This window comes from Pseudomonas sp. ITEM 17296, from assembly GCF_028895205.1.
Taxonomy (GTDB): domain Bacteria; phylum Pseudomonadota; class Gammaproteobacteria; order Pseudomonadales; family Pseudomonadaceae; genus Aquipseudomonas; species Aquipseudomonas kermanshahensis.
Genome location: NZ_WJRS01000002.1, coordinates 265195 through 287962, shown reverse-complemented (window position 1 = coordinate 287962; position 22768 = coordinate 265195). Strand labels below are relative to the sequence as shown.

Annotated in this window: 19 protein-coding genes; 3 read left to right on the top strand and 16 right to left on the bottom strand. The window is 64.3% G+C overall.

Annotation, left to right across the window (positions count from 1 at the left end; all coding sequences use genetic code 11):
* The first annotated feature begins 38 nt into the window (after window positions 1-38).
* From GIB19_RS03930 to GIB19_RS03920, 3 genes are all read left to right on the top strand, one after another.
* On the top strand, window positions 39-1319 hold the full coding sequence (locus tag GIB19_RS03930; RefSeq protein ID WP_099429539.1) for a transporter: 1281 nt from the start codon (window positions 39-41) through the stop codon (window positions 1317-1319).
* A gap of 138 nt (window positions 1320-1457) precedes the next feature.
* Window positions 1458-3659 (top strand): LTA synthase family protein, encoded by a 2202-nt coding sequence (locus GIB19_RS03925; protein ID WP_274883697.1) that lies wholly within the window; start codon window positions 1458-1460, stop codon window positions 3657-3659.
* A 96-nt stretch (window positions 3660-3755) separates the two neighbouring features.
* Window positions 3756-4481 (top strand): DUF899 domain-containing protein, encoded by a 726-nt coding sequence (locus GIB19_RS03920; protein ID WP_274883695.1) that lies wholly within the window; start codon window positions 3756-3758, stop codon window positions 4479-4481.
* A 124-nt stretch (window positions 4482-4605) separates the two neighbouring features.
* Here GIB19_RS03920 and ureG read toward each other — a convergent pair whose 3' ends face one another.
* From ureG to GIB19_RS03840, 16 genes are all read right to left on the bottom strand, one after another.
* On the bottom strand, window positions 4606-5229 hold the full coding sequence (ureG, locus tag GIB19_RS03915; protein WP_010953755.1) for an urease accessory protein UreG: 624 nt from the start codon (window positions 5227-5229) through the stop codon (window positions 4606-4608).
* 11 nt (window positions 5230-5240) lie between these two features.
* Window positions 5241-5915 (bottom strand): urease accessory protein UreF, encoded by a 675-nt coding sequence (locus GIB19_RS03910; RefSeq protein ID WP_099429541.1) that lies wholly within the window; start codon window positions 5913-5915, stop codon window positions 5241-5243.
* Window positions 5915-6460 carry a HupE/UreJ family protein gene (locus GIB19_RS03905; protein WP_099429542.1) on the bottom strand — a complete coding sequence of 182 codons (546 nt, stop codon included), beginning with the start codon at window positions 6458-6460 and terminating at the stop codon, window positions 5915-5917. The genes GIB19_RS03910 and GIB19_RS03905 overlap by 1 nt, the downstream gene beginning before the upstream one ends.
* An 18-nt stretch (window positions 6461-6478) precedes the next feature.
* Window positions 6479-6976 (bottom strand): urease accessory protein UreE, encoded by a 498-nt coding sequence (ureE, locus tag GIB19_RS03900; RefSeq protein ID WP_027594762.1) that lies wholly within the window; start codon window positions 6974-6976, stop codon window positions 6479-6481.
* A 10-nt stretch (window positions 6977-6986) separates the two neighbouring features.
* Window positions 6987-8690: an urease subunit alpha gene (ureC, locus tag GIB19_RS03895; RefSeq protein WP_274883664.1), complete on the bottom strand. Its 1704-nt coding sequence runs from the start codon at window positions 8688-8690 to the stop codon at window positions 6987-6989.
* The gene (locus tag GIB19_RS03890) at window positions 8687-9004 is read right to left on the bottom strand and encodes an urease subunit beta (RefSeq protein WP_027594760.1); all 318 of its coding nucleotides are present in this window, start codon (window positions 9002-9004) and stop codon (window positions 8687-8689) included. The genes ureC and GIB19_RS03890 overlap by 4 nt, the downstream gene beginning before the upstream one ends.
* 19 nt (window positions 9005-9023) lie before the next feature.
* Window positions 9024-9326: an urease subunit gamma gene (locus GIB19_RS03885; RefSeq protein WP_027594759.1), complete on the bottom strand. Its 303-nt coding sequence runs from the start codon at window positions 9324-9326 to the stop codon at window positions 9024-9026.
* A 10-nt stretch (window positions 9327-9336) separates the two neighbouring features.
* The gene (locus tag GIB19_RS03880; protein ID WP_099429544.1) at window positions 9337-10170 is read right to left on the bottom strand and encodes an urease accessory protein UreD; all 834 of its coding nucleotides are present in this window, start codon (window positions 10168-10170) and stop codon (window positions 9337-9339) included.
* Window positions 10171-10536: 366 nt separating this feature from the next.
* A complete protein-coding gene (locus GIB19_RS03875) occupies window positions 10537-11451 on the bottom strand; it encodes a site-specific integrase (protein ID WP_027594757.1) in 915 nt (304 codons plus the stop codon).
* Window positions 11452-11711: 260 nt separating this feature from the next.
* A complete protein-coding gene (locus GIB19_RS03870) occupies window positions 11712-13973 on the bottom strand; it encodes an ATP-dependent DNA helicase (protein WP_274883659.1) in 2262 nt (753 codons plus the stop codon).
* Complete coding sequence (locus tag GIB19_RS03865) at window positions 13970-15619, bottom strand: VRR-NUC domain-containing protein (RefSeq protein ID WP_099429546.1); 1650 nt, start codon at window positions 15617-15619, stop codon at window positions 13970-13972. The genes GIB19_RS03870 and GIB19_RS03865 overlap by 4 nt, the downstream gene beginning before the upstream one ends.
* A 93-nt stretch (window positions 15620-15712) precedes the next feature.
* Window positions 15713-17020 carry an MFS transporter gene (locus GIB19_RS03860; protein WP_274883843.1) on the bottom strand — a complete coding sequence of 436 codons (1308 nt, stop codon included), beginning with the start codon at window positions 17018-17020 and terminating at the stop codon, window positions 15713-15715.
* A gap of 97 nt (window positions 17021-17117) precedes the next feature.
* Entirely contained in the window at window positions 17118-18335 is a 1218-nt protein-coding gene (locus GIB19_RS03855) for a fumarylacetoacetate hydrolase family protein (RefSeq protein WP_027594754.1), read from the bottom strand.
* 26 nt (window positions 18336-18361) lie between these two features.
* Entirely contained in the window at window positions 18362-19432 is a 1071-nt protein-coding gene (locus GIB19_RS03850) for an Ldh family oxidoreductase (protein WP_274883656.1), read from the bottom strand.
* Between the two features lie 16 nt (window positions 19433-19448).
* Window positions 19449-21029 carry an aldehyde dehydrogenase (NADP(+)) gene (locus GIB19_RS03845; RefSeq protein ID WP_274883655.1) on the bottom strand — a complete coding sequence of 527 codons (1581 nt, stop codon included), beginning with the start codon at window positions 21027-21029 and terminating at the stop codon, window positions 19449-19451.
* 35 nt (window positions 21030-21064) lie between these two features.
* The gene (locus GIB19_RS03840) at window positions 21065-22606 is read right to left on the bottom strand and encodes a UxaA family hydrolase (protein WP_274883654.1); all 1542 of its coding nucleotides are present in this window, start codon (window positions 22604-22606) and stop codon (window positions 21065-21067) included.
* Between the last annotated feature and the right edge of the window lie 162 nt (window positions 22607-22768).

Genomic DNA, 22768 nt, shown 5'->3' with positions numbered 1-22768 from the left:
CAGTCTCATCAAAAGTAGTCGGAAGGGACGGCATATCCATGCACCGATCGTTAACGTTCAGAGCTTTTGTCTGTTTGACTACCCTGGCCCCATCCACCGCCCTTTATGCAGCAGTCGACCCACAGGTTGAGGCCCTGAAACAAGAACTGATGGCGTTGAAACAGCGCTACGAAGCGCAGCAGCAAGCGTTGATGGTCCTTGAACAACGGGTTCGCCAGGTGGAGGAGACCCCCGCGGCGCCGCAGCCTAAACGGTTGACCAAATCCCCGGCCGAAACGGTCAAAGGCGGGCAGACCGTCGCCGCCGGGGCGCCAGGCACCACCGGTAGCTCCTATGGCCAGTCGCTCAAGGAGGATTCCGAACCTGCGCAAAGTGTGTCCAACCTGTACGACGAGGCCAGCGGCTTCTTCGGTGGCGGCAAGTTCAGTTTCGAAACCGGCGTCACCTACACCCATTACGACACCCGCGCACTGGTGCTCAACGGCTTCCTTGCGCTGGACTCGATTTTCCTCGGCAACATCAACCTGGACCGCATCAAGGCAGACAACTGGACCCTGGACATGACCGCCCGCTATAACCTGGCGCAGCGCTGGCAGTTCGACATTAACGTCCCAGTGGTCTACCGCGAATCGACCTACTCGTCTGGTGGCGCCGGTGGTGCAGCCCCGGTCACCAGTGATGAAACCGTTACCCGCGACCCGGAAATCGGCGATATCAACGTCGGCGTTGCCTACAAGTTCATGGACGAGTCCGAAAACTGGCCCGATGCGGTGGCGACACTGCGGGTCAAGGCGCCCACCGGCAAGGATCCGTACGGCATCAAGCTGCGCGAGGTGCCGGGCAACGACAACCTGTCGGTGCCAGAAAGCCTGCCGACCGGCAACGGCGTATGGGCGATTACACCGGGCATCTCGCTGGTCAAGACCTTCGACCCCGCCGTGCTGTTCGGCAGCCTGTCCTACACCTACAACATGGAAGACTCGTTCAGCGACATCAGCCCCCAGGTCAACAGCAAGGTGCCGGGTGACGTGAAACTCGGCGACTCCTGGCAAGTCGGGGCCGGTATCGCCTTTGCCTTGAACGAGAAGATGAGCATGTCGTTCTCGGTTTCCGACCAGTTTGCCCGCAAGAGCAAGATCAAGCCGGATGGCGGCGACTGGCAATCGATCAGCAACAGCGATTACAACTCAGCCAACTTCAACATCGGCATGACCTTTGCAGCCAGCGACAACCTGACCATCGTGCCCAACCTCTCGATTGGCCTGACCGACGATGCGCCAGACTTCTCCTTCAGCCTCAAATTCCCCTACTACTTCTGACCCCCAGCCGCCTGCCGGGCCTGCGCAAGCCAGCCCGGCATTTGGTTACCAGCCTTGTAGCCCGCCGTATTCCCTGGCCCAGCCTGTTATCATTCAGCACAGTTGCATGACGATTTAATGGCAAAAGGGAAGTTTTCTGTGAAGAACCTGTTCGACCACCCACGCACCCGGCTCGTCGCTTTGGCGGGCCTGGTGCTGGTGATCCCACTGGGTACGCGCGCCATGCTGGGTTGGTCCAACCCGCTCGGTTATCTGTCCGACCTGGCCCTCGGCAGCCTGCTGGTCTTGCTGCTGCACCGCCGGCCGTGGTGGCTGGCGTTGCCGGTTTTGCTGGCCTGGGCGGCGCTCTGGGTGGCGTCGGCCGAGCTGGTGAGCGCGGTGGGCAGGCTGCCCACCAGCGCCGACCTCGGCTACCTGACCGACTCCCAATTCATGGAGAACTCAACCGGCGGCGGCCTCGCGCATGGCTGGTTGCCCTGGCTTTTGGCGGCCGGCCTGCTGGGCTGGTTGCTCAGCGTCTGGAGCAGCCGCGGCCAACGTGTCGCCCCCCTGCCCCGCAAGGCCTGGTCAGTTACGCTGCTGCTGTTTGGCGCGCACTGGGGCAGCCAACACCTGGCGCCTTCCGATGCCGAGCAGTGGCGGCAGTACAACCTCTCCCATCAGTTGCTGTCGGCCGGCGTCGGTAGCCTGCAGCGCCAGGCCCTGGGCTGGGCCGGCCAGGAACAGGTGGTCACGCCCTTGCCCAGCAGTGGCCTGACCCAGTCCGACCTGCATGGCCAGAAGCTGCTCAAGGCACCGGGCAGTGCACGCAACCTGTTGGTCATCACCGTCGAAGGCATCCCCGGGGCCTACATTCGCCCCAACCGCCAGGCCCTGCACAGCCGCTTCGACGAAGACCTGATGCCAAAGCTCAGCCGTTGGGCCGAGCGCGGCATGAACACCCCGGATTATGTGCTGCACACCCACCAGACCATCCGTGGCCTGTACGCGATGCTGTGCGGTGATTACGACAAGCTGGCCAACGGCACGCCTAAGGGCGTCGAACTGCTGACCCAGAACGACCGTAACCAGGCCTGCCTGCCGGCACAGTTGCGCCAGGCCGGGTTCACCACCCACTACCTACAGGGTGCTGGGCTGCGCTTCATGGCCAAGGACCGCATCATGCCGCACATCGGTTTCGATTCGGTGCATGGCCTGGAGTGGTTCCGCAACAAGAACTACCTGGAATTCCCTTGGGGCAAGGACGACCGCGCTTTCTTCGAAGGTGCCCTGGACTATGTCGGCCAGCTGAGGAAACAAGACAAACCCTGGATGCTGACCTTGCTGACCGTGGGCACTCACCAGCCATATTCGGCACCGGCTGCTTACCTCGAGCGCTACGACACGCCCAAGCAGGCTGCCGTCGCCTACCTGGATGATGCAATCGGCGCGTTTCTCGATAACCTCGAACGCCAGGGTGTGCTCAAGGACACCCTGGTGGTAGTCACTTCCGACGAGTCCCACGGCATAGACGGCGTGCGCCTGGCATCCTCGTGGGGTTTCAACCTCACCCTGGCGCCGGAGCAGGCGGAGCTACCCACTATCAAGCGCGGCACTTATGGCCATATCGACCTGACCACGTCGCTGCTCGACTACTTCGCCTTGCCGATCCCCGTCGCACTGGGTGGCCGCTCGCTGTACCGCGATTACGACACTGGCCGCGAGATGATCTCCTACACCAACGGCATGCTGCGTTACCACAACGGCCAAGGCGTGTTCACCGAATGCGACTTCCAGCAGCGCTGCCGACGCTATGCCAGCGAAGGTTTCATCGCCGACCAGGCGCGCTACCTCGGCACCGGTGACGACATGCTCGGCCAGCAGGTCGTTACCCTGGCCGGCACCCTCGACCAGTCGCTGCTGCAAACGCCGCTCAACCTGCGCTACCAGTTCGGCGGCCCATCACCGATAAAGTTGCGCAAGCGCATTCACGATGACTGGGCCGACAACCTGATCGGTGCGCAGTACCTGGAGATGCCCGGCGGCTCGCACACCCGTGTACGGGTCAAGGTGCGCTCGCTGGACCCGCGTCGTGCGGCCTACATTCAACTCAAGGCCAAGCAACTGGAGCAAGATGTGCCATTGGGGCTGCCAGAAGAAATCCGCGTGACGGCGGATCAGCCACTGGAAATGGAGTTCAGCTTTGACAACCCGACCGAGCGCAAGGCGTTTTCCTTCCACCTGCTGGGGTATGGCGGCGGTGCGGTCGAAGTCAGCGACTTCAGTGTGATTACCGCATTACCTGGGGAAAGCGACGCGTCGGATGAACTGACCGACGACCCTATCGCCCATTCGGGCTGACGCCAAGCCCACCGTTCATCGCACCGCCTTCGATGCCTGTCGATCTGGCCCTGCCCCGCTCGACCAGTGCTGAATCCCTACCCTGGAGTCAGCACCATGAGCAGTGAAAACAGGCATGAGGTGGTCTCCCGCAGCCAGTGGCTGGCAGCACGCCGACAGCTATGGCTGCACGAAAAAGCCTTCACCCATCAACGCGACGAGCTGGCTGCAGCACGCCGCGCTTTGCCCTGGGTGAAGGTCGAACAACCCTATCGATTCCAGGGGCCGGAGGGCGAACTGAGCCTGGCCCAACTGTTCGCCGGGCGCAGCCAGCTGTTGCTCTATCACTTCATGTTCGCCGAGGGCTGGCGTGAAGGTTGCCCAGGCTGCTCTTTCCTGGCTGACCATTTTGACGGCGCGAACCTGCACCTGGCGCACCACGATGTATCGCTGGTGGCCGTCTCCCGGGCGCCCTACGCCGAGTTCCAGGCATTTCGCCAGCGCATGGGCTGGCAGTTTCCCTGGTACTCGTCCGCAGGTAGCGGGTTCAATGAAGACTTTGGCGTCAGCGTGGGTAGCGATGGGCCTCGGCAGTACAACTATGAGCCTTATGAAGGCAGCGAAAGCGAGTTGCCGGGGTTGAGTGCGTTCTACCTTGACGCGGACGGCGGCGTGTACCACACGTACTCAACCTATGCCCGCGGGCTGGACATTCTGGTCAATACCTACAACTTCCTCGACATTGCGCCGTTGGGGCGTAACGAGGTCGGGACCATGGACTGGGTGCGGCACCATGACCGCTATGAAGGGCAGACCGGCAAGGCGCATTGTTGCCATGACTGATGCAAGCCTGCCCTAAATGTTGCAAGCCTGCCCTGAATGTTGCGCTGTAGGAGCAGCCTTGTGCTGCGAAGAGGCCGGCCTCTTCGCAGCACAAGGCTGCTCCTACACGCGTATTGCATGCGGGCTAGCCGCGCACACCAAGCATCCCGCGTTCGACGATGAAATCGATCACCGCCTGCAGCCCTTCGCCCTTTTTCAGGTTACTGAATGTCCATGGCCGCTGTGGGCGCATGCGCTGGGTGTCGCGCTCCATCACCTCCAGCGATGCACCGACGTAAGGCGCAAGGTCGGTCTTGTTGATCACCAGGAAGTCGGACTTGGTAATCCCCGGTCCGCCCTTGCGCGGGATCTTCTCACCCTCGGCAACATCGATGACGTAGATGGTCAGGTCGGCCAGCTCCGGGCTGAAAGTGGCGCTGAGGTTGTCACCACCGCTCTCCACGAAGATAACCTCAAGGTTACCGAACTTGCGCGCCAAGGCCTCCACCGCCGCCAGGTTCATCGAGGCGTCTTCGCGGATCGCCGTGTGTGGGCAGCCGCCGGTTTCCACGCCGACAATGCGCTCAGGCTCCAGTGCACCGGCCTCGGTGAGGATGCGTTGGTCCTCTTTGGTGTAGATGTCGTTGGTCACCACGGCGATCTGATAATGATCGCGCATGGCCTTGCACAGGGCTTCGAGCAGCGCGGTCTTGCCGGAACCGACCGGGCCGCCGACACCGACGCGCAGGGGTTGTTGATAGCTTTGCATGAAGGCAGTCCTCAGGAACGGAACAAACGGGTGTATTGGGTTTCATGTCGCGATGAAGCAATCGCCAGCAATGGCAGGCCGCCACCGAGCTGGTCATCGCCCAGGGCCAGCGCCTGGTCGAGTACGGCGGGTAAGTCCTGGCCAAGGTCGCGCAGCAAGGTTTGCGCCGCCTGCTGGCCGAACGGCACCAGCTTGACCCCGGCCATCACTGCGCCTTCGAGCCAGGCGAAGCCAATGCCCAGCGCCAACTGACGCAGCGGGATCGCCCAGTAGGCGCCGAGCCAGGCCATACCGCCCAGTTGGCTGAGTTCAAGGCTGGCCCGCCAGGCGGGGTCCTGCCCCAATTGCCAGCCATCGAGCAGGCGTGCCAGCGCCGAGCCACGCTGTTGTTCTTCCAGGCGCAACTCCGCGGTTTCCCGGTTGGCCAGCAGAAAGCGGCTCCATTGGCTGAATGCTTGGGCATCCGTGGCCAGGCAGGCCTGATACAGGCGTGCCAGCACGGGCCAGTCGACGCAGCCCAGGGTGTCGTGCAACTGCTCGCGCTGCCAGGCGCTGAAGCTGGCGATATCCTTCACCCAACCCGCTTCGACGGCCCATTCCAGGCCTTGCGAGTAGGTGAACCCACCCACCGGCAAACCCGGGCTGGCCAGTTGCAGCAAGCGCAACAGCGCCAGGTCGCTGTCCATCAACCGGCCAGGACCAGTGCGGCGCCGGCCAGCAGGCCACCACCAAAGGCTTTTTGCAGGCCGCTGTGGCGGCGCAGCAAGCAACCCACCGCGAACCCGGCCACCAGCAGCAGGCCGCTGACGGTCACGAAGCCAGCACTGAATTGCCAGAACGCGCTGGGCGTGGCTTCAACGCCATGCGCCCAGCCGTGAAACAGGGCGAACACCGGCATGGCCAGCGCCAGCAACAGCTGGCGGCTAGGCAGCAACAGGGCCCCGGCGGCGACCAGCAACGACACGCTGATCATCGTTTCCATGCCCAACACATCCCCAAACAGATGGCCGCACACCGCGCCACCAAACATCGCCGCCAGGGTTGCCAAGGGCAAGGTCAGGTTGCGTCGGGTCAGCGCAGCGAGCACGCCAGTGCCCAGCAGCATCAGCAAGTGGTCCAGGCCGGTCAGCGGGTGCAGCAGGCCGTCCTGCAACGGGTTGCTGTCGTGGCCGGGGTGGGCGAAGGCCGGCACCGCCAGCATCAGCAGAAACAGGGCGAACGTCTTTTTCATCAGTGGCTCCAGGGCAGTTCAGGAATGGGCAGGCAGGCGCACGAACGGGTGGTCGTTGCCATGGCTGTGGCTATGGCTGTGCGGCGCGCTCTGGTAGGCGCCCGCCTCGGGTTCGAACGGCGCCTGTTCGGTTTCCACCGTCAAGCCCAGGCCTCGCAGCATGTCGTCCAGCACATAGTCGTGCTGGTAACGCAGCAGGCCAGGTTCGATCTGCAGCGGCACATGACGGTTGCCCAGGTGGTAGGCGGCCCGTGCCAGCAAGTGGGGGTCGGCGCAACGTACCGTCGAAACCGTTTCTGGGGCGGCCAGCACGCGAATGACCTGGCTGCCATCGGCATCGGCCAGCAGTTCACCGCCGCGCAGCAGGTGGCCGCGCGCGAGCATCAGCCCGGCGTCGCGGCCGTCGTCGAGGGTTACCCGCAGGCGGCTCTTGATGCGGCTGTCCACATCCAGGGTGACGGTGCCGGTTTCGGCAAGCGAGCCGGGTTCAGTGACCCGGCGAGTCAGGACTATCATCTGTGCTCCTTCAGAACAGGAAGTAACGCTGGGCCAGCGGCAGTTCGCTGGCCGATTCGCACACCAGCAACTCGCCGTCGGCACGCACCTGGTAGGTCTGCGCATCGACTTCGATGACCGGCTGCAAGGTGTTGTGGACCATGTCGGCCTTGCGCACCCGTCGGCAGCCGTGGGCCACACCGATCAGGCTGCGCAGGTTGAGTGATTCGGCCAGGCCGCTGTCCATGGCGGCCTGCGGCAGAAAGGTCATCCGCGTGGCGTGCCGCGCCGCGCCCAGGGCGCCGAACATCGGCCGGTAGTGCACGGGTTGCGGCGTCGGGATCGAGCCATTGATATCACCCATGGGCGCGGTGACGATCATCCCGCCCTTGATCACCAAGGCGGGCTTGACCGCAAAAAAGGCCGGGGCCCACAGCACCAGGTCAGCCAACTTGCCCACCTCCACTGAACCCACTTCATGTGCAATGCCGTGGGTCAACGCTGGGTTGAGCGTGTACTTGGCGATGTAGCGCTTGACCCGGAAGTTGTCGCTGTAGCTGTTGTCCGGCGCCAGAGGCCCACGGCGCAGCTTCATCTGGTGCGCCACCTGCCAGGTGCGCAGTACCACTTCCCCTACGCGGCCCATGGCCTGGGAGTCGGACGAGGTCATGGCGAAGGCGCCCATGTCGTGCAGGATGTCCTCGGCAGCGATGGTCTCGCGGCGGATGCGCGACTCGGCGAACGCCACGTCCTCGGCGATGCTCGGGTCCAGGTGGTGGCAGACCATGAGCATGTCCAAGTGCTCGTCGACAGTGTTGACGGTGTACGGCAAGGTCGGGTTGGTCGAGGACGGCAGCACGTTGGCTTGCCCTGCGGCGCGGATGATGTCCGGCGCATGGCCACCGCCCGCGCCCTCGGTATGGAAGGTGTGGATGGTGCGGTCGCCAATGGCCGCCAGGGTGTCTTCGATGCAACCGGACTCGTTGAGGGTGTCGGTGTGGATCGCCACCTGGATGTCCATTTCCTCGGCCACGCCCAGGCAACAGTCGATGGCTGCCGGGGTCGAACCCCAGTCCTCGTGCAGTTTCAGGCCGACGGCGCCTGCCGCGATCTGCTCGCGCAATGCCTCGGGGCGCGACGCATTGCCTTTGCCCAGCAGGCCGATATTGATGGGCAGGCTGTCGGCGGCCTGGAGCATGCGCGCCAGATACCACGGGCCAGGGGTGCAGGTGGTGGCGTTGGTACCGGTGGCCGGCCCCGTGCCGCCACCGATAAAGGTGGTGACGCCGCTGGTAAGGGCCTCCTCCACCTGCTGCGGGCAGATGAAGTGGATGTGCGAGTCGATGCCGCCAGCGGTGACGATCTTGCCTTCCGCAGCGATCACCTCGGTGCCTGGGCCGACTGGCACGGTGACCCCTGGTTGCACATCGGGGTTGCCGGCCTTGCCAATGGCAGCGATGCGGCCGTGCTTGACGCCGATGTCTGCCTTGACGATACCCCAGTGATCGATGACCAACGCGTTGGTCAGCACCAGGTCCATGGCTTCGGCCGCCAGCATCTGGCCTTGCCCCATGCCATCGCGGATGACCTTGCCACCGCCGAACTTGACCTCTTCGCCATACACGGTGAAGTCTTTTTCGACCTCTACCCACAGCGCGGTATCGGCCAGGCGCACGCGGTCGCCCACGGTGGGGCCGAACATGTCGGCATAGGCCTGGCGGGAAATACGGCTCATGCCCTGCCCTCCAGTGCGCCCATCACCTTGCCCTGGAAGCCATAGACCTCGCGCTTGCCGGCATAGGCGACCAGTTGCACGGTGCGGGCCTGGCCCGGCTCGAAGCGCACGGCGGTGCCGGCTGGAATGTCCAGGCGAAAGCCCAGGGTAGGCGCACGCTCGAACACCAGTGCGTCGTTGACCTCGTAGAAGTGGTAGTGCGAGCCGACCTGCACGGGCCGGTCGCCGTGGTTGGCCACGCTGACGCTCACCGTCGCGCGGCCGCTATTAAGCTCGATGTCGCCGCCGGCGACCTGGATTTCACCTGGGATCATGCTGGGCTCCTGGGCTGTATCAGACGATGGGGTCATGCACGGTCACCAGCTTGGTGCCATCGGGGAAGGTCGCCTCGACCTGCACGTCGTGGATCATTTCAGCGACGCCAGGCATAACTTGCTCATGGCTCAACACTTCACGGCCCAGGCTCATCAGCTCGGCCACCGTGCGGCCATCCCGGGCGCCCTCGAGCACGGCGGCACTGATCAGCGCCACCGCTTCCGGGTAGTTGAGTTTCAGGCCGCGGGCCAGGCGCCGCTCCGCCAGCAACGCGGCGGTGAACAGCAGCAGTTTGTCTTTCTCTCTTGGGGTCAGCTCCATGGCGCTTCTCTCAGGTAGCCCAGATACGCGGCGGGCATGCCGGCAGGCCGAGGACGGCCGGGCGCAAGGCATGCCAGAGGCGTTGCAAGGTGTGTTGCAGGTGTTGGTTGTCGTGGTCGAGCAGGCGGATGACCAGCAGCGAGCCGATCAGGGTGGCGCCAGCGGGGTTGTCCAACTCATCGAGCAAGGCCCGGACGTGGTCCAGCAGCGCAGGGTCCGCCGGGGCGGCGCAAAAGGTGGCGACCAAGGGATGCCCACCGAGCTTGCTTAGTTGCCCGCCTTCGATGCGCAGGCGCTCGTACAGGCCTGGGTCATCGGGCATTTCGATGTGCAAGCGGCTGTCGAGGGCGCCGTGATCGAAGCGCTCATTCATCACCGGGCGGCCCAGGCATAGGGTTTCCCAGGCCAGCAACCGGGCGCCTGGCGCCAGGGTGAAGCGGCTGTCGAGGCTGGCACGGGCACCGGCGAAGAAAATGCTGTCTTGAGGCAGCCATTCCAGGGTGCTGTCCGCGGCCAGGTGAAAACGCTGGGCCAGCCGTGCGGTCGGGCCGATGCTGCGGTAGAACTTGCTCGCGCCGGGCATGGTCAGCAAGGCGTGGCTGCCAGGTTCAAGGTGGATGTCGAGTTCCAGCCGGTCACCGGCAACGATGCCGCCGGGCGGATGCAGCACATAGACATGGCACGGCGCGCCCTCGGGATAGAAAGGCCGCTGCACCAAAAGAGGTCCAAAATGCCGCCGCGCACCAAGGCGGGTCACACCGTCGCGCTGGGTAAAGCGCAACTGCAGGAAGGCACTCCAGCCTGCATCGTCTTGTTGTTGTTCGATCTGCTCCGCGAGCGACATCCTGCGGCCCCTGATATCCGTGGCCTGGTGGCCGTTTAGAGGGCCAGGCAGGCGGCGCTTGAGGGCTGCCAGCCTGACCACTCGATCAAATTCTCAGGCTGGATATAGCAGGTTGCGGGCCAACTACGCAGGTGAACAAAAATGAAATCGACAGCGCGACCGCTCTGGCATCGGGCACACAGGGGTGGCGCGCACAAAGCGAGGGCGCACGAAGGCCCTGTTTCGGTGCCGGAATGTAATGAGCTTTTTTTGTAGGAGCAGCCTTGTGCTGCGAAGAGGCCGGAGTGAGCACCTGCAATCTCCACTGCTTACACCGGCCTCTTCGCAGCACAAGGCTGCTCCTACAGACAGCTATGCAGTGAGGCTTCAGTAATCGAAGCGGTCTACCGCCCGCCGCCGTTCGTTGTCATCTCGGCGGTCGTAACTGGCCGTGGTCTGGATATTGGCATGGTGCGCGAGCTTCTGGGCAATCGACAGGTCGTGCTCTTCAATAACCCGGGTGATGAATGCACGGCGAAAATCATGGGGCATGATCTTCACACCCACCTGGGCACCGCGTTGGCGCGCAATGTAGTAGATCGCATGCTTGGTGATGCGGGCGCGGGTAATGTGGTTGCCCCGGCGAATGCGGTTGAACAGGAACGGGTCGTCCGCTGCCCCCTCCGGCAAATCGTTGCGACGCAGGTCCAGCCACGCCTGCAGCTTTTCGAACGCCCAAGGCGGCGCATACTTGATCAACTGCCGGTTGCCCTTGCCCAGTACCTGCAGGCTGCGAGCATCGAAGTCGACCTGGTCCAGGTCGATGTCGACCGACTCCGACTTGCGCATGCCGGTGCCGTACAGCAAGGCAATGATCGCTGCGTCGCGCACACCTTGCGGCCGAGGGTCGGCCGCGCACACGTCCATCAACTCACGGATCAGGCTGCGCCGCAGGTTGCGCCCCGGTGGCAGGCGGCTACCGGTCGCCGGCTTGACCTCGCGGATCCTCAACAGCTGCTCATGGTCGATCAGGCCCTGGCGCCATGCCTCGTTCATCACCCCACGCACCGCATTCACATACAGCGACGAACTGTTAGGGGCGTAACCATCCTCACGCAATGCCGCTACCAGGCCGATCACATGCCCAGGTTCAAGCAAGTGCCACGGTACATCAACAAGGTTGCAGTCGACGAAACCCAGCCGGTCGGCCGCGTCCTGAAGGATGTAGCGCATGGTTTGCTGGCTCGACGGCGCCAGGCGGGCCATGTACTGCAGCAGCGGGTTTTTCGAGAGATCGGTCACAACGTGAATCCTGTAGCGACGCTTGACCGGTACGGGGGCAGCCAAAGCGTGAAGCGAGTCTATTCGACATGAAAGCAAGCCCAAATGCCAACGCATGGCCATTCGGGCTTGGAGCAGTGCCATCACCTTGATATTCAAGGGGTTTGAAGACGGCGCGGAGGGTAATGTTACCCCAACTGACGCCCGCATAACGAACCCAAGCCCGCCTACCCGTCCACAGTTTGACCAGCGGTGAACGGCGCCAAGGGCAGCGGCAAGCGTCACGCACCGCCCGACCGCCACCAACTGGGAAACATCTGCTGAACCCGCGGTTCGGCAAAACGTTCGTCGATCAGCACCAACACGCCTTGGTCCTGATCCCCCCGAATGACCCTGCCCGCCGCCTGAATGACCTTGCGCACGCCTGGGTAGAGGTAGGCGTAATCAAAGCCTGCGCCAAACTGGCGCCCCAGGCGCTGCTTGAACTGCTCGTTGACAGGGTTGACCTGGGGCAGCCCGAGGGTCGCGACAAACGCCCCGATCAAGCGCGTGCCGGGTAAATCGACCCCTTCCCCGAACGCGCCCCCCAGCACCGCAAAACCCACCCCGCAGCCATCCGCCACGAAGCGATCGAGAAATGCCTGACGCGCCTCTTCATCCATGCCTGCCGCCTGCGCCCACAGGGGGATGTCTGCATGCCGCTCTGCCAACAAGCCGGCCACCTGCTGCAGGTATTCGAAACTGCTGAAAAAGGCCAGGTAGTTACCGGGCATGCGCTGGTACTGCTCGGCGATCAGCGCGACGATTGGCGCCAGCGAAGCCTGGCGTTCTCGGTAACGGGTCGAGACCTGGCTGGCGATGCGTACTTCGAGTTGTTCGGCGCGAAACGGCGCTGCCACTTCCAGCCAGGCCGTGTCGGCCGGCATGCCGAGCAAGTCGCTGTAGAAATGCCGAGGGCTCAGCGTGGCGGAAAACAGCGTCACACTGCGCGCCGCCTGCATGCGTGGGGCCAGCAGCCGCGCCGGGGTGACATTGCGCAGGCACAGGGTGGCCAGGCGCCGCTTGCGCTGGCCTTCGCGCTGGCTGATGTCGAAGATGAAATGCTCGTCGAACAATTCAGCCACCCGGCTGAACTGCAACGCCTGGTAGAAGAACTGCAGCACCTGCGCATCTACCTCGGCTGGCGCCTGATTCATGCGCTCCTGGATCAGCCCGATGCACTGCTGCAGGGCGCGTATGAAGGCCTCCGGCAACTGCTCGCTGGCCTGATACGGTGCACGCTGCTCTTTGTACAACGCGTTCCACTGCCGGTTGAGGCGGTCCAGCGCATGGGTGAGCCCTTGCGGTTTGCTCTGGCGCAAGGCGAGCAACTGGCCTTGATCGAGGCTGGCGCTGTACATGCCGCGACCGCGCTCGACCAGGTTGTGCGCTTCGTCCACAAGCACCCCCACCCGCCATTGGTTAGCCTGGGCCAAGCCGAACAGCAAGGCATGGGCATCGAAGTAATAGTTGTAATCAGCCACCACCAGGTCGACCCAGCGGGCCATTTCCTGGCCCAGGTAATAAGGGCAAACCTGATGCGCCAAGGCCACCTCGCGCAGGCTGGCACGGTCCAGCAACGGCACCGCTGCTGCAGCCTCGCGCGCGGCGGGCAGGCGGTCGTAGAAGCCTTGCGCCAACGGGCAGGACTCGCCATGGCAGGCTTTGTCGGGGTACTCGCAGGCCTTGTCGCGGGCGATCAGCTCCAAGGTGCGCAAGGCCGGTTGCGGCGTGGCATCGGTGATCTGGCGCATGGCATCGAGGGCCAGCGCCCGGCCCGGCGTCTTGGCCGTCAGAAAGAACACTTTGTCGAGCTGCTGCGGCACCATCGCCTTGAGCAATGGGAACAAGGTGCCCAGGGTCTTGCCGATACCGGTACTGGCCTGGGCCATCAGGCAGCGGCCGGTGCTGACGGCCTTGTACAGGGTCTCGGCCAGTTGCCGCTGGCCCTGGCGGAATTGCGCATAGGGAAACCCCAGCGCCTGCAGATCGCGGTTACGCTCGGCCAGTCGGCCTTGCTGACGCTGCGCCCAAGCCAGAAAGCAGCGGCACTGGGTTTCGAAGAACGCTTGCAGCGCGGCAGCCGTGTGGTGCTCGCTGATCAGCGTCTGGCCGTCGCTGTCCACGTCCAGGTACACCAGGGCCACTTCGATGGCCGGCAATTGCCGCGCTTGGCACATCAACCAGGCGTAGACCTTGGCCTGGGCCCAGTGCAGCTGGCGATGGTTGGCCGGCTGGCGCGCAAGGTCGCCGCGGTAGGTCTTTATCTCTTCCAAGCGGTTGCAATTGGGGTCGTAACCGTCGGCCCGGCCTCGCACCCGCAGGCTTTCAAACTGCCCCTCAAGGGCCACTTCCGACTCGTAATCAGCCGCACGCCGCGCCACTACCCGACGGTGCCCCTCGATGCCTTCCTGGGCCGTGGGCGACGGGGTGAAGCGCAGGTCCAGGTCGCCAACCTTGGCACTGAACTCGCACAGGGCGCGCACCGCCACGCTGTAGCTCACGCCGCCTCGCTCCAGCGCACATGGCACACTGCCACGGGCAAACCTTGGGCACGGCAGAACTCTAGCCAGCGTAATTGGTTGTCTTGCAGGCGGTCGCCCGGCCCCTTGACCTCGACCATGCGGTAGCCGCCCTGCTCGGGCCAGAACTGGATCAGATCAGGCATCCCGGCGCGGTTGTTGCGGATGTCCTGCAACAGGCGCAGGAAGCACTGCTTCAGGTGCGCGGCAGGCAGGCAAGCCAGTGCCTGTTCGAGCAAGGCTTCGCTGAGCATCGGCCAGAACACGAACGGCGACTGCAGGCCGTGCTTGGCGGCGTAGCAATCGAGAATGGCCTGGCGGTGGCTACCCTCGTCGAGCCGCCCCAGGCAGCGGTCGAACAGCGCACTGCGCCGTTGCTGGAAGTCGCTGTCGTGCAGGTCTTGTGGCGCGGCCTGGAACGGGTTGAAAAAGGCACCCGGTACCGGCGCGAAGATCGCCTCCCAGCACAGCAGACCGAACAAGCTGTTGAACAGTGTGTTTTCCACGTAATGGACCTGCCCGCCGGCCTCGGCCAAGTGCTGGCGCACAGCCTCCTCCACACCCAGGGCTGCGTGTTCACGCGGCAGCTCAAGTTCGATCAAGTGCAGCGGCGCAGCACGCTGGCGACGTTGTGGCGGGCCGCCGAGTTTGCGGGCCAGGCGCGGCAGCATGCGTTCGAGCGCCTGCACCTCCAGCGCATTGGCCGGGGCCGCGGCCAGCTGCTGTGCCAGTGCATGGGCCTGCGGCCATTGTTCACTACGTTCCAGTACACGCACCTGACGGATTCGCGCTTGCGCATGGCTGCACTGGCCGTAGACAGCCATGGCCTGGTCCCAGTTGCCCTGGCGCTCGCATTGCTGGCCCAGGGCAAACAGCAGGCGCGCATGGCGCCGGGCCAACCAAGGGTTGTCACTGTGCAGCCCTGCCATCGCCCCCATAATCGACAGCGGGTCATCGCCCTGCTCCAGCCGCTCGGCGCACTGGTGCAAGGCCATGGCCAGATCGACCTCGGCGCGATGGCGCAAGGCGCGCGAATCGGTGCTGAAAGGCACGTGCTCGTAGCGCAGCAAGCCCAGGTCGGCGAGTACGAAGTCCGACCAATCCTGGTAAAGGTTGCCAAAGAACAACAGGCGCATGCGGTCACACAGGGGCTGCAGGCACCACTGGAAAATGCGCACGTCGCAGCCGGGGAACCAGGCCTGCAACGGCCTGGCCGTTAGCCCCAGGGGTTGAAGCTGCGCGAGCAAGTCGTGCTTGGCGGCGCGCGGCCGGCTCAATTGGGCGGCGAAGCACGACGCCAGTTCGTCCTTGCGCAGCAAGCTGAACAACTGCTCCAGCTCCAGATGCGCAGGCTCCCGAACCCAACCCAACGCCTGCAACGGCTGCAAGGCCAGCGCGGTATCGCCGATCTCGGCATAGGTCAGCTTGTCACTGCGAAACAGCTCGCCCTTGCGCATGACCATACGCACCATCAAGGCCTGCGCCGGCGCGTCCAATTGCGCAAACGCCTGGATGAACGCCAGCTCCTGGTCATCGAGCAGGTCGTCATAGCGCTGCTCGACCCATAGCAGCACCTGGCGGAAGTTATGCAGGTAATAGAACGGGTCGTCGACAGAATGGGCGATCACGGGGCAAGGTCGGGCAGTGAATGTGGGTACTGGTTATACATACAGATACCCACACCTGACAAGTGCCGTAGGTCCAGTGGCGCAGTAGGGCTGTTACTCGGTCACCCCAACCATCGGCCCCGCCTCGGCCTTTGCACTGCCGATCGGTGCCTTCAGCAGCAGGAAGTAAGCCACCGCCGAGCACAGTGCCACGATCGCGCTGATCATGAATGCCGTGTTGAACGAGCCCGAGTATTGGATGCTGAAGCCGGTGACGATCGGTGCCACGGAGCCCGCAATGTAGCCGCCGAAGTTCTGGATCGAGCCAAACGACGCCACCCGCGGGCTGTCGACGATGGTGTTGACGATCATCCACGCGGTGGCACTGGCCATGTTGATGCTGAACAGCGCCAGGCAAAGCAGGACCACACAGCCGGTCAGGCCACTGACGAAGGACAGCGGCAAGGTGAACAGCGCCGCCAGCACCAGGCCGGTGATCACGCTGAATTTGCGGCTGCCAAGAATGCTCATGCCGCGTTTGACCAGCAAGTCGCAGAAGCGCCCGGCGACGATCGTGCCCGCCGCGCCGAAGCCATAGGCCAGCGAAACCACCCAGGCAGTCTTGTACAGGTCCAGGCCGTGCTCACGCTCGAAGTAGCCGGGCAGCCAGGTCAGGTGCAACCAGAGCATGTAGATCACGCCCATGAAGCCCAGTACCGCCCCCCAAGTGCTGCGGTGCTTGAACAAGTCGAGCCAACCCGCAAAGTACGACACCTTCGGCGCCTGTGGATTGGCCGCAGGCAGCGGCTGCTTGTACTCGGAAGGCAACGGTTTACCTTGCGCAGCGAGCTCAGCCAGGTACTGCGCCTTGCTCTTGTAGAAGCTCAACCAGCACACCGCCAGCACCACACCGATCAACCCGGTGATGATGAACATGCCGCGCCAGCCGAAATTGACCATGAACAGCGTCAGCAAGGGGGGCGCCAGGCATGGGCCAAGGCAGGTCGAGGACCAGACGATACCGGTCGGGGTGCCGCGTTCGTTGGCATCGAACCATTCCGACAAGGCCTTGGCCGCCGAAGGGAACATCGGCGCCTCGCCAATCCCCAGCAACACGCGCAAGCCCATGAAACCGGCAAAGCTGCTGACCATGCCAAAGGTGGCCTGGGCCACCGACCAGGCCAGCAACGAGGCGCCGAGGGCGATCTTGCTGCCCAGGCGGTCGATGATCATGCCCATCGGCAACTGGGCAAAGGCATAAGCAATGGAGAAGGCCGACAACAGAATGCCCATCTGCGAGGGGCTGATCATCATGTCTTTCTGGATCGAGGTGTTGGCGATCGACAGCGCACTACGGTCCAGGTAGTTGACGATGCCAATCAACAGCAGGAAGACAACGGTGAGGCGCTGATACTTCTTCATAGGGTTCATTGGGTGGCCTTTATTATTATTGTTGCAGCGCCTTCAGCGCCCTGGCGATCCGTCGGTCCTGTTGCGTTCATCCTTGGTGCGGCAACCCTCAAGGTTGACGCGCAGTTACCGCCGCCTCGAGCAGGCCGCGCCGGCTCAGGCTGTCGATCAGCGCACGCAGGCCGAAGCCCCACTGCGGCGCGAGGTCGCTGGTGGTGACGCGGTTGCACAGGGTGCCCAGTTGCGCGTTGCTGATGGCGACCAGGTCGCCGGGCTTGTGGGTAAAACCGTTGCCTGGCTGATCGCGGTCCTGCTTGGGCGCGAACAGGGTACCGAGAAACAGCACCAGGCCGTCGGGATACTGGTGGTTTTCGTTGAGGGTCTGCTGCACCAGGTCCTGGGGGTCGCGGCTGATCTGGCGCATGGAGCTGCGGCCGGACAGGATGAAGCCGTCCTGGCCCTCGACACGCAGGTCCACTTCGGCGTTACGCACATCGTCCAGGCTGAAGCTTTCGTCGAACAGGCGCAGCAATGGCCCCAGCGAGGTGGAGGCGTTGTTGTCCTTGGCCTTGGACAGCAGCAAGGCACTGCGCCCTTCGAAGTCGCGCAGGTTGACATCGTTGCCGAGCATGGCGCCCTTGATGCTGCCGTCGCTCGACACCGCCAGTACCACTTCCGGTTCCGGGTTGTTCCAGCTCGACTTGGGGTGGATACCGATGTCGGCACCGTGCCCGACCGCCGACAGTGGCTGCGCCTTGGTGAAGACTTCGGCATCCGGGCCGATGCCCACCTCCAGGTATTGCGACCACAGGCCCTGCTCCACCAGGACCTTGCGCAGCGCTTCGGCCTGAGCAGAGCCCGGGATGATCTGCGAGAGGTCCGCACCGATCCGGCTGGCCAGGGTGTCGCGAATGGCATCGGCCTTGGCCGGGTCGCCCTTGGCTTGCTCCTCCACCACTCGCTCCAGCAAGCTGGCGGCGAAGGTGACGCCGGCGGCCTTCACTGCTTGCAGGTCGATCGGTGCCAACAGCCAAGGCAAGCGCGCGTCACGTTGACCAGGGTCGCTGTTGGCCAGCAGCGCCGGCAACTCGATCAACGCGTCGGCCAATGGCAACGCACGCAGGTAGGCCACCGGGTCGGCCACTTCCAGCAGGGCCGAAACCGTCGCCACATGGGCGCTGATATCGTGCACGGCGCCGGCCTTGACCAGCACCACGGCGGGGCCTTGATCCGGCAGCCAGACGCGCCCCACCCAGCTGCCGGTGTCGAACACGGCAAGGTCGTGGCTTAGCGGCAGTGGCTGGTTGGCATTCGATTGGTCTGTCATGGGTGCACCCTTGTTGTCATTGTCATTCATTGGGAAAGCGCCTGCGAACGGGTCGCCAGCTGCAACTGCTCGGCCAACTGGTCGAGGTCGTCGAGCACTGCCTGCGACAGGCTCAGGCCCTGCGCCAAGGCTTGCCGGCGCAACGCCAGGCCGGCTTGCCCAGGCAGGCGCACCGGGCGCTCGGGGTCTACCGGTCGGCTGGCCACGATCAACCGGCCAAGGAAGGTGGTTTCGTCGGTAAACGCTTGCAGGCCGCCGAAAAAGCGCGGGTCGATGACCACCGCGGTGGCCGACGCGCCCCACTGGTCCGGGGCGTCCTTGCGGCCATGGCCGGCCAATGCCGAGGTCAGTGCCTCGACCAGGATTGCCAGGGCAAAGCCCTTGTGGCCAAAGGCCTGACCACCCAGTGGCAGAATGCTGCCCTGGGGCGTGGTGAAGAAGTCACGCGGGTCATCGCTCAGGTGGCCATCGTTGCTCATCAGCACCGGGTGCGGCAGCCGGCTACCGGCATCACGGCACTGCCCGACCAGGCCGAGGGTCACCGTAGACATGCTCACGTCCAGCAGGATCGGCTCACCCTGGGTCGGAATGCCGGCGGCAATCGGGTTGGGCGTGAACACTGGGTCGACCCCACCATGGGCACAGACCAGCCCCACGGACGGGTCCGAGGAATACACCATGGCCACCAGGCCACGGTCGGTATAAGGCTTGAGGTAAGCCGCCAGGCAGCCAATGTGCGCAGCCCGGCGCACCACGGCAATGCCGATGCCCTGTGCGCTGGCCCCTTTGGACGCGCAGTCGAGGGCCCGGCTGACACAGTACGGGCCAAGTACGTAATGGCCGTCGAAAAGACTGGAAATGCCGCTGTCCGACACCTGCTCCAGCGCTTGGGCCTGCGCCTTGATCTGCCCGCTGAGCATGCCGCCAATATAGCGGCTGACCAGGTTCAGGCCGTGGGTGCGATGGCCCAGCAGTTCGCCTTCGAGCAATACCTGGGTCACCACCTGGGCGACCTCGGCATCGGCACCGGCTTTTTCGAACAGTTGCTCGACGAACCGGGTTAGCGCCTGCACGTCATAGCGTCTGGTTTGCGTCATGCCTGTCACTCCACGGTCAGTTCAGGGCTGCGGTGCTGGGCTTGCCGTCCACCAGGCGCTGGATGCCCAATGGGTTGGCGTTCTGCAAGGCGGCGGGCAGCAAGGCGTCAGGCACGTTCTGGTAGCACACCGGGCGCAGGAAGCGGTCGATGGCCAGGGTGCCAACCGAGGTGCCGCGGGCGTCCGAAGTGGCCGGGTATGGGCCGCCGTGGACCATGGCATCGCACACCTCGACCCCGGTGGGGTAGCCATTGAGCAGCACGCGACCGACCTTTACTTCCAATGCACCCAGCAAGTAGCCGTAGGCCGCCAGGTCGGCATCGTCCGCCAGCAGCGTGGCGGTCAGTTGGCCGCGCAAGGCTGCCACCGCGCGCATAAGCTCGGCTTCATCGGCAACTTGAACCACCACCGTGCACGGGCCGAACACTTCTTCCTGAAGCAACTCGTCCTGCTCCAGCAGCAGGCTGACATCGGCCTCGAACAAGTGCGGTTGGGCCTGGTTACCGCGTTGCGCCTGGCCACTCAACCGCTTGACCCCAGGGTGGGCAATCAAAGCCTGCAGGCCCTTGCCATAGCTGCCCAGGGTGCCAGCGTTGAGCATGGTCTGCGGCGCTTGCTCTGCCATGTGCCCGGCCAACTGCTCGACAAAGGCACTGAACGCGGGCGAGCGAATGCCCAGGACCAAGCCCGGGTTGGTGCAGAACTGGCCACAGCCCTGCACCACCGACGCGGTGAGGTCCTTGGCCAGTTGCGCACCGCGCGAGGCCAAGGCCTGGGGCAGCACCAGCACTGGGTTGATGCTCGACATTTCGGCGAACACCGGAATCGGCTGCGGCCGTGCCGCCGCCATGTCGCACAGCGCACGCCCACCCTTGAGCGACCCGGTAAACCCGACTGCCTGGATGCCGGGGTGCTTGACCAGGGCCTCGCCAACCCCGCCACCGAAGATCATGTTGAACACACCGGCTGGCATGTTCGTCCGTTCGGCAGCACGAACCAGCGCTTCAGCTACGCGTTCGGCAGTGGCCATGTGGCCGCTGTGGGCCTTGAAGACGACCGGGCAACCGGCCGCCAGGGCTGCTGCGGTATCGCCACCCGCCGTGGAGAACGCCAGCGGGAAATTGCTGGCGCCGAACACCGCCACCGGGCCCACACCGATGCGGTACTGGCGCAAGTCTGGGCGTGGCAACGGCGTGCGGGCAGGCAGGGCCTGGTCGATGCGGGCGCCATAGAAGTCGCCACGGCGCAGCACCTGGGCGAACAGGCGCATTTGCCCGCTGGTACGCCCCCGCTCGCCCAGGATCCGGGCAGTAGGCAGGGCCGTTTCCTGGCAGGTCAAGGCAATGAAGTCTTCGCCGAGGGCGTCGAGCTCGTCGGCAATGGCCTCCAGGAACTCGGCGCGGCGCACCGCTGGCAGGTTACGAAACAGCGGGAAAGCCGCCGAGGCCGCGCCCACAGCGTTGTCGACTTCGGCCAGGGTGGCCTGATAGAAACCGCCGGGCAGGCGCTCGCCGGTGTGGGCGTCGACGCTGTAGACCAGGGTCTGGCCCAGCGCGCTGCGCTGGCCTGCAATGAAGTTGTATCCGCTAACGTGCATAAAAGGTTGCCTCAAATTCAGGAGTGGGCTGTCGATCAGGTCACGGCGCCGATCTGCCAGGGCACGAACTCGTTCTGCCCGTAGCCGTGCTGTTCGCTTTTGCTGCGCGCGCCAGAGGCGATGCGCAGCATCTGTTCGAAGATGTACGCGCCACGCTCTTCGATGCTGGTGGAGCCGTCGGCGATGCCACCGCAGTTGACGTCCATGTCCTCTTCCTGGTGCTCGAACACCCGGTTGTTGGTCGCCAGCTTGATCGACGGCGCCGGGGCGCAGCCGTAGGCCGAACCGCGGCCAGTGGTGAAGGCAATCAGGTTGGCGCCGCCCGCGACCTGGCCGGTGGCCGAGACCGGGTCGTAGCCCGGCGTGTCCATGAACACCAGCCCATGGGCGCGTACCGCTTCGGCGTACTGGTAGACGTCGACCAGGTTGCTGGAGCCGGCCTTGGCCACCGCACCCAGCGACTTCTCGAGGATGGTGGTCAGGCCGCCCGCCTTGTTGCCGGCCGACGGGTTATTGTTCAGTTCAGCGTTCATGCGCTGGCAGTAGTCTTCCCACCAGTGGATGCGCGCCACCAGCTTCTCGCCGACTTCGCGGCTTACGGCGCGACGGGTCAGCAGGTGCTCAGCGCCATAAATTTCGGGCGTTTCAGACAGAATCGCGGTGCCACCGGCCGCCACCAGGCGGTCGACGGCATTGCCCAACGCGGGGTTGGCGGTGATCCCCGAGTAGCCATCGGAGCCACCGCACTGCAGGCCAACGATCAAGTGGCGTGCGCTGACCGGCTCGCGTTCAACCTGGTTGGCTTGGGCCAACAGCGCCTTGACCTGCTCGATACCGGCGGCGATGGTCTTCGAGGTGCCGCCAATGCCTTGGATGGTGAAGGCGCGCAGTTGCGTGCTGGTGGTAAGCCCTTGGGTCTCCAGCAGGCTTTCGATCTGGTTGGTTTCACACCCCAGGCCGATGATCAGCACGGCCGCGAAATTGGGGTGTACGGCATAGCCGGCCAAGGTCCGACGCAACAGGCCCAAGGCTTCACCGGAAGGGTCTACTGCGCAGCCGGCACCGTGGGTCAAGGCCACCACGCCGTCGATGTTCGGGTAGTCGGCCAGCGCTTCGGGGTGGATGTCGCGGCGGAAATGGTCGGCCACGGCCCGGGCCACGGTCGCCGAACAGTTCACCGAGGTGAGAATGCCAATGTAGTTGCGGGTGGCTACCCGGCCATCGGCACGGACAATGCCCTGGAACACCGCCTCAGCGACCGGCGTGCTGCGGGCATCGACGCCAAAGGCATAGTCGCGGGCAAAATCACCCATCTGCACGTTGTGCACGTGAACATGGTCGCCGGCGTCGATGGCCTGTGAAGCAAAACCGATGATCTGGCCATAGCGGCGCAGGGGCTGGCCCTGCTCCACGCGCTGGGTGGCGACTTTATGGCCTGAGGGGATCGCCTGGCGTACGGTGATCGCTTCTGCGTCCAGGAGCAGGCCTTCAGGCAGTGCCTGGCGGGCGATGAGAACGTTGTCCAGCGGGTTGAGGCGGATGACGGCAAGGTCACCAGAGCGGGCAATCAGTTGCATGGGACCTCTCAGGGCGGTGCGGCTGACTTCTTGTTATGGCGTCGCCCGTTCGATACCGGGCGAATCTGCGACCACTGTAAGAAGCCTTGCGCAACATTCCCAATGAGATGATCCGATCAAGCGATAACCCAGGGTTATCGATACCGTCTATCGGTGGTGTTT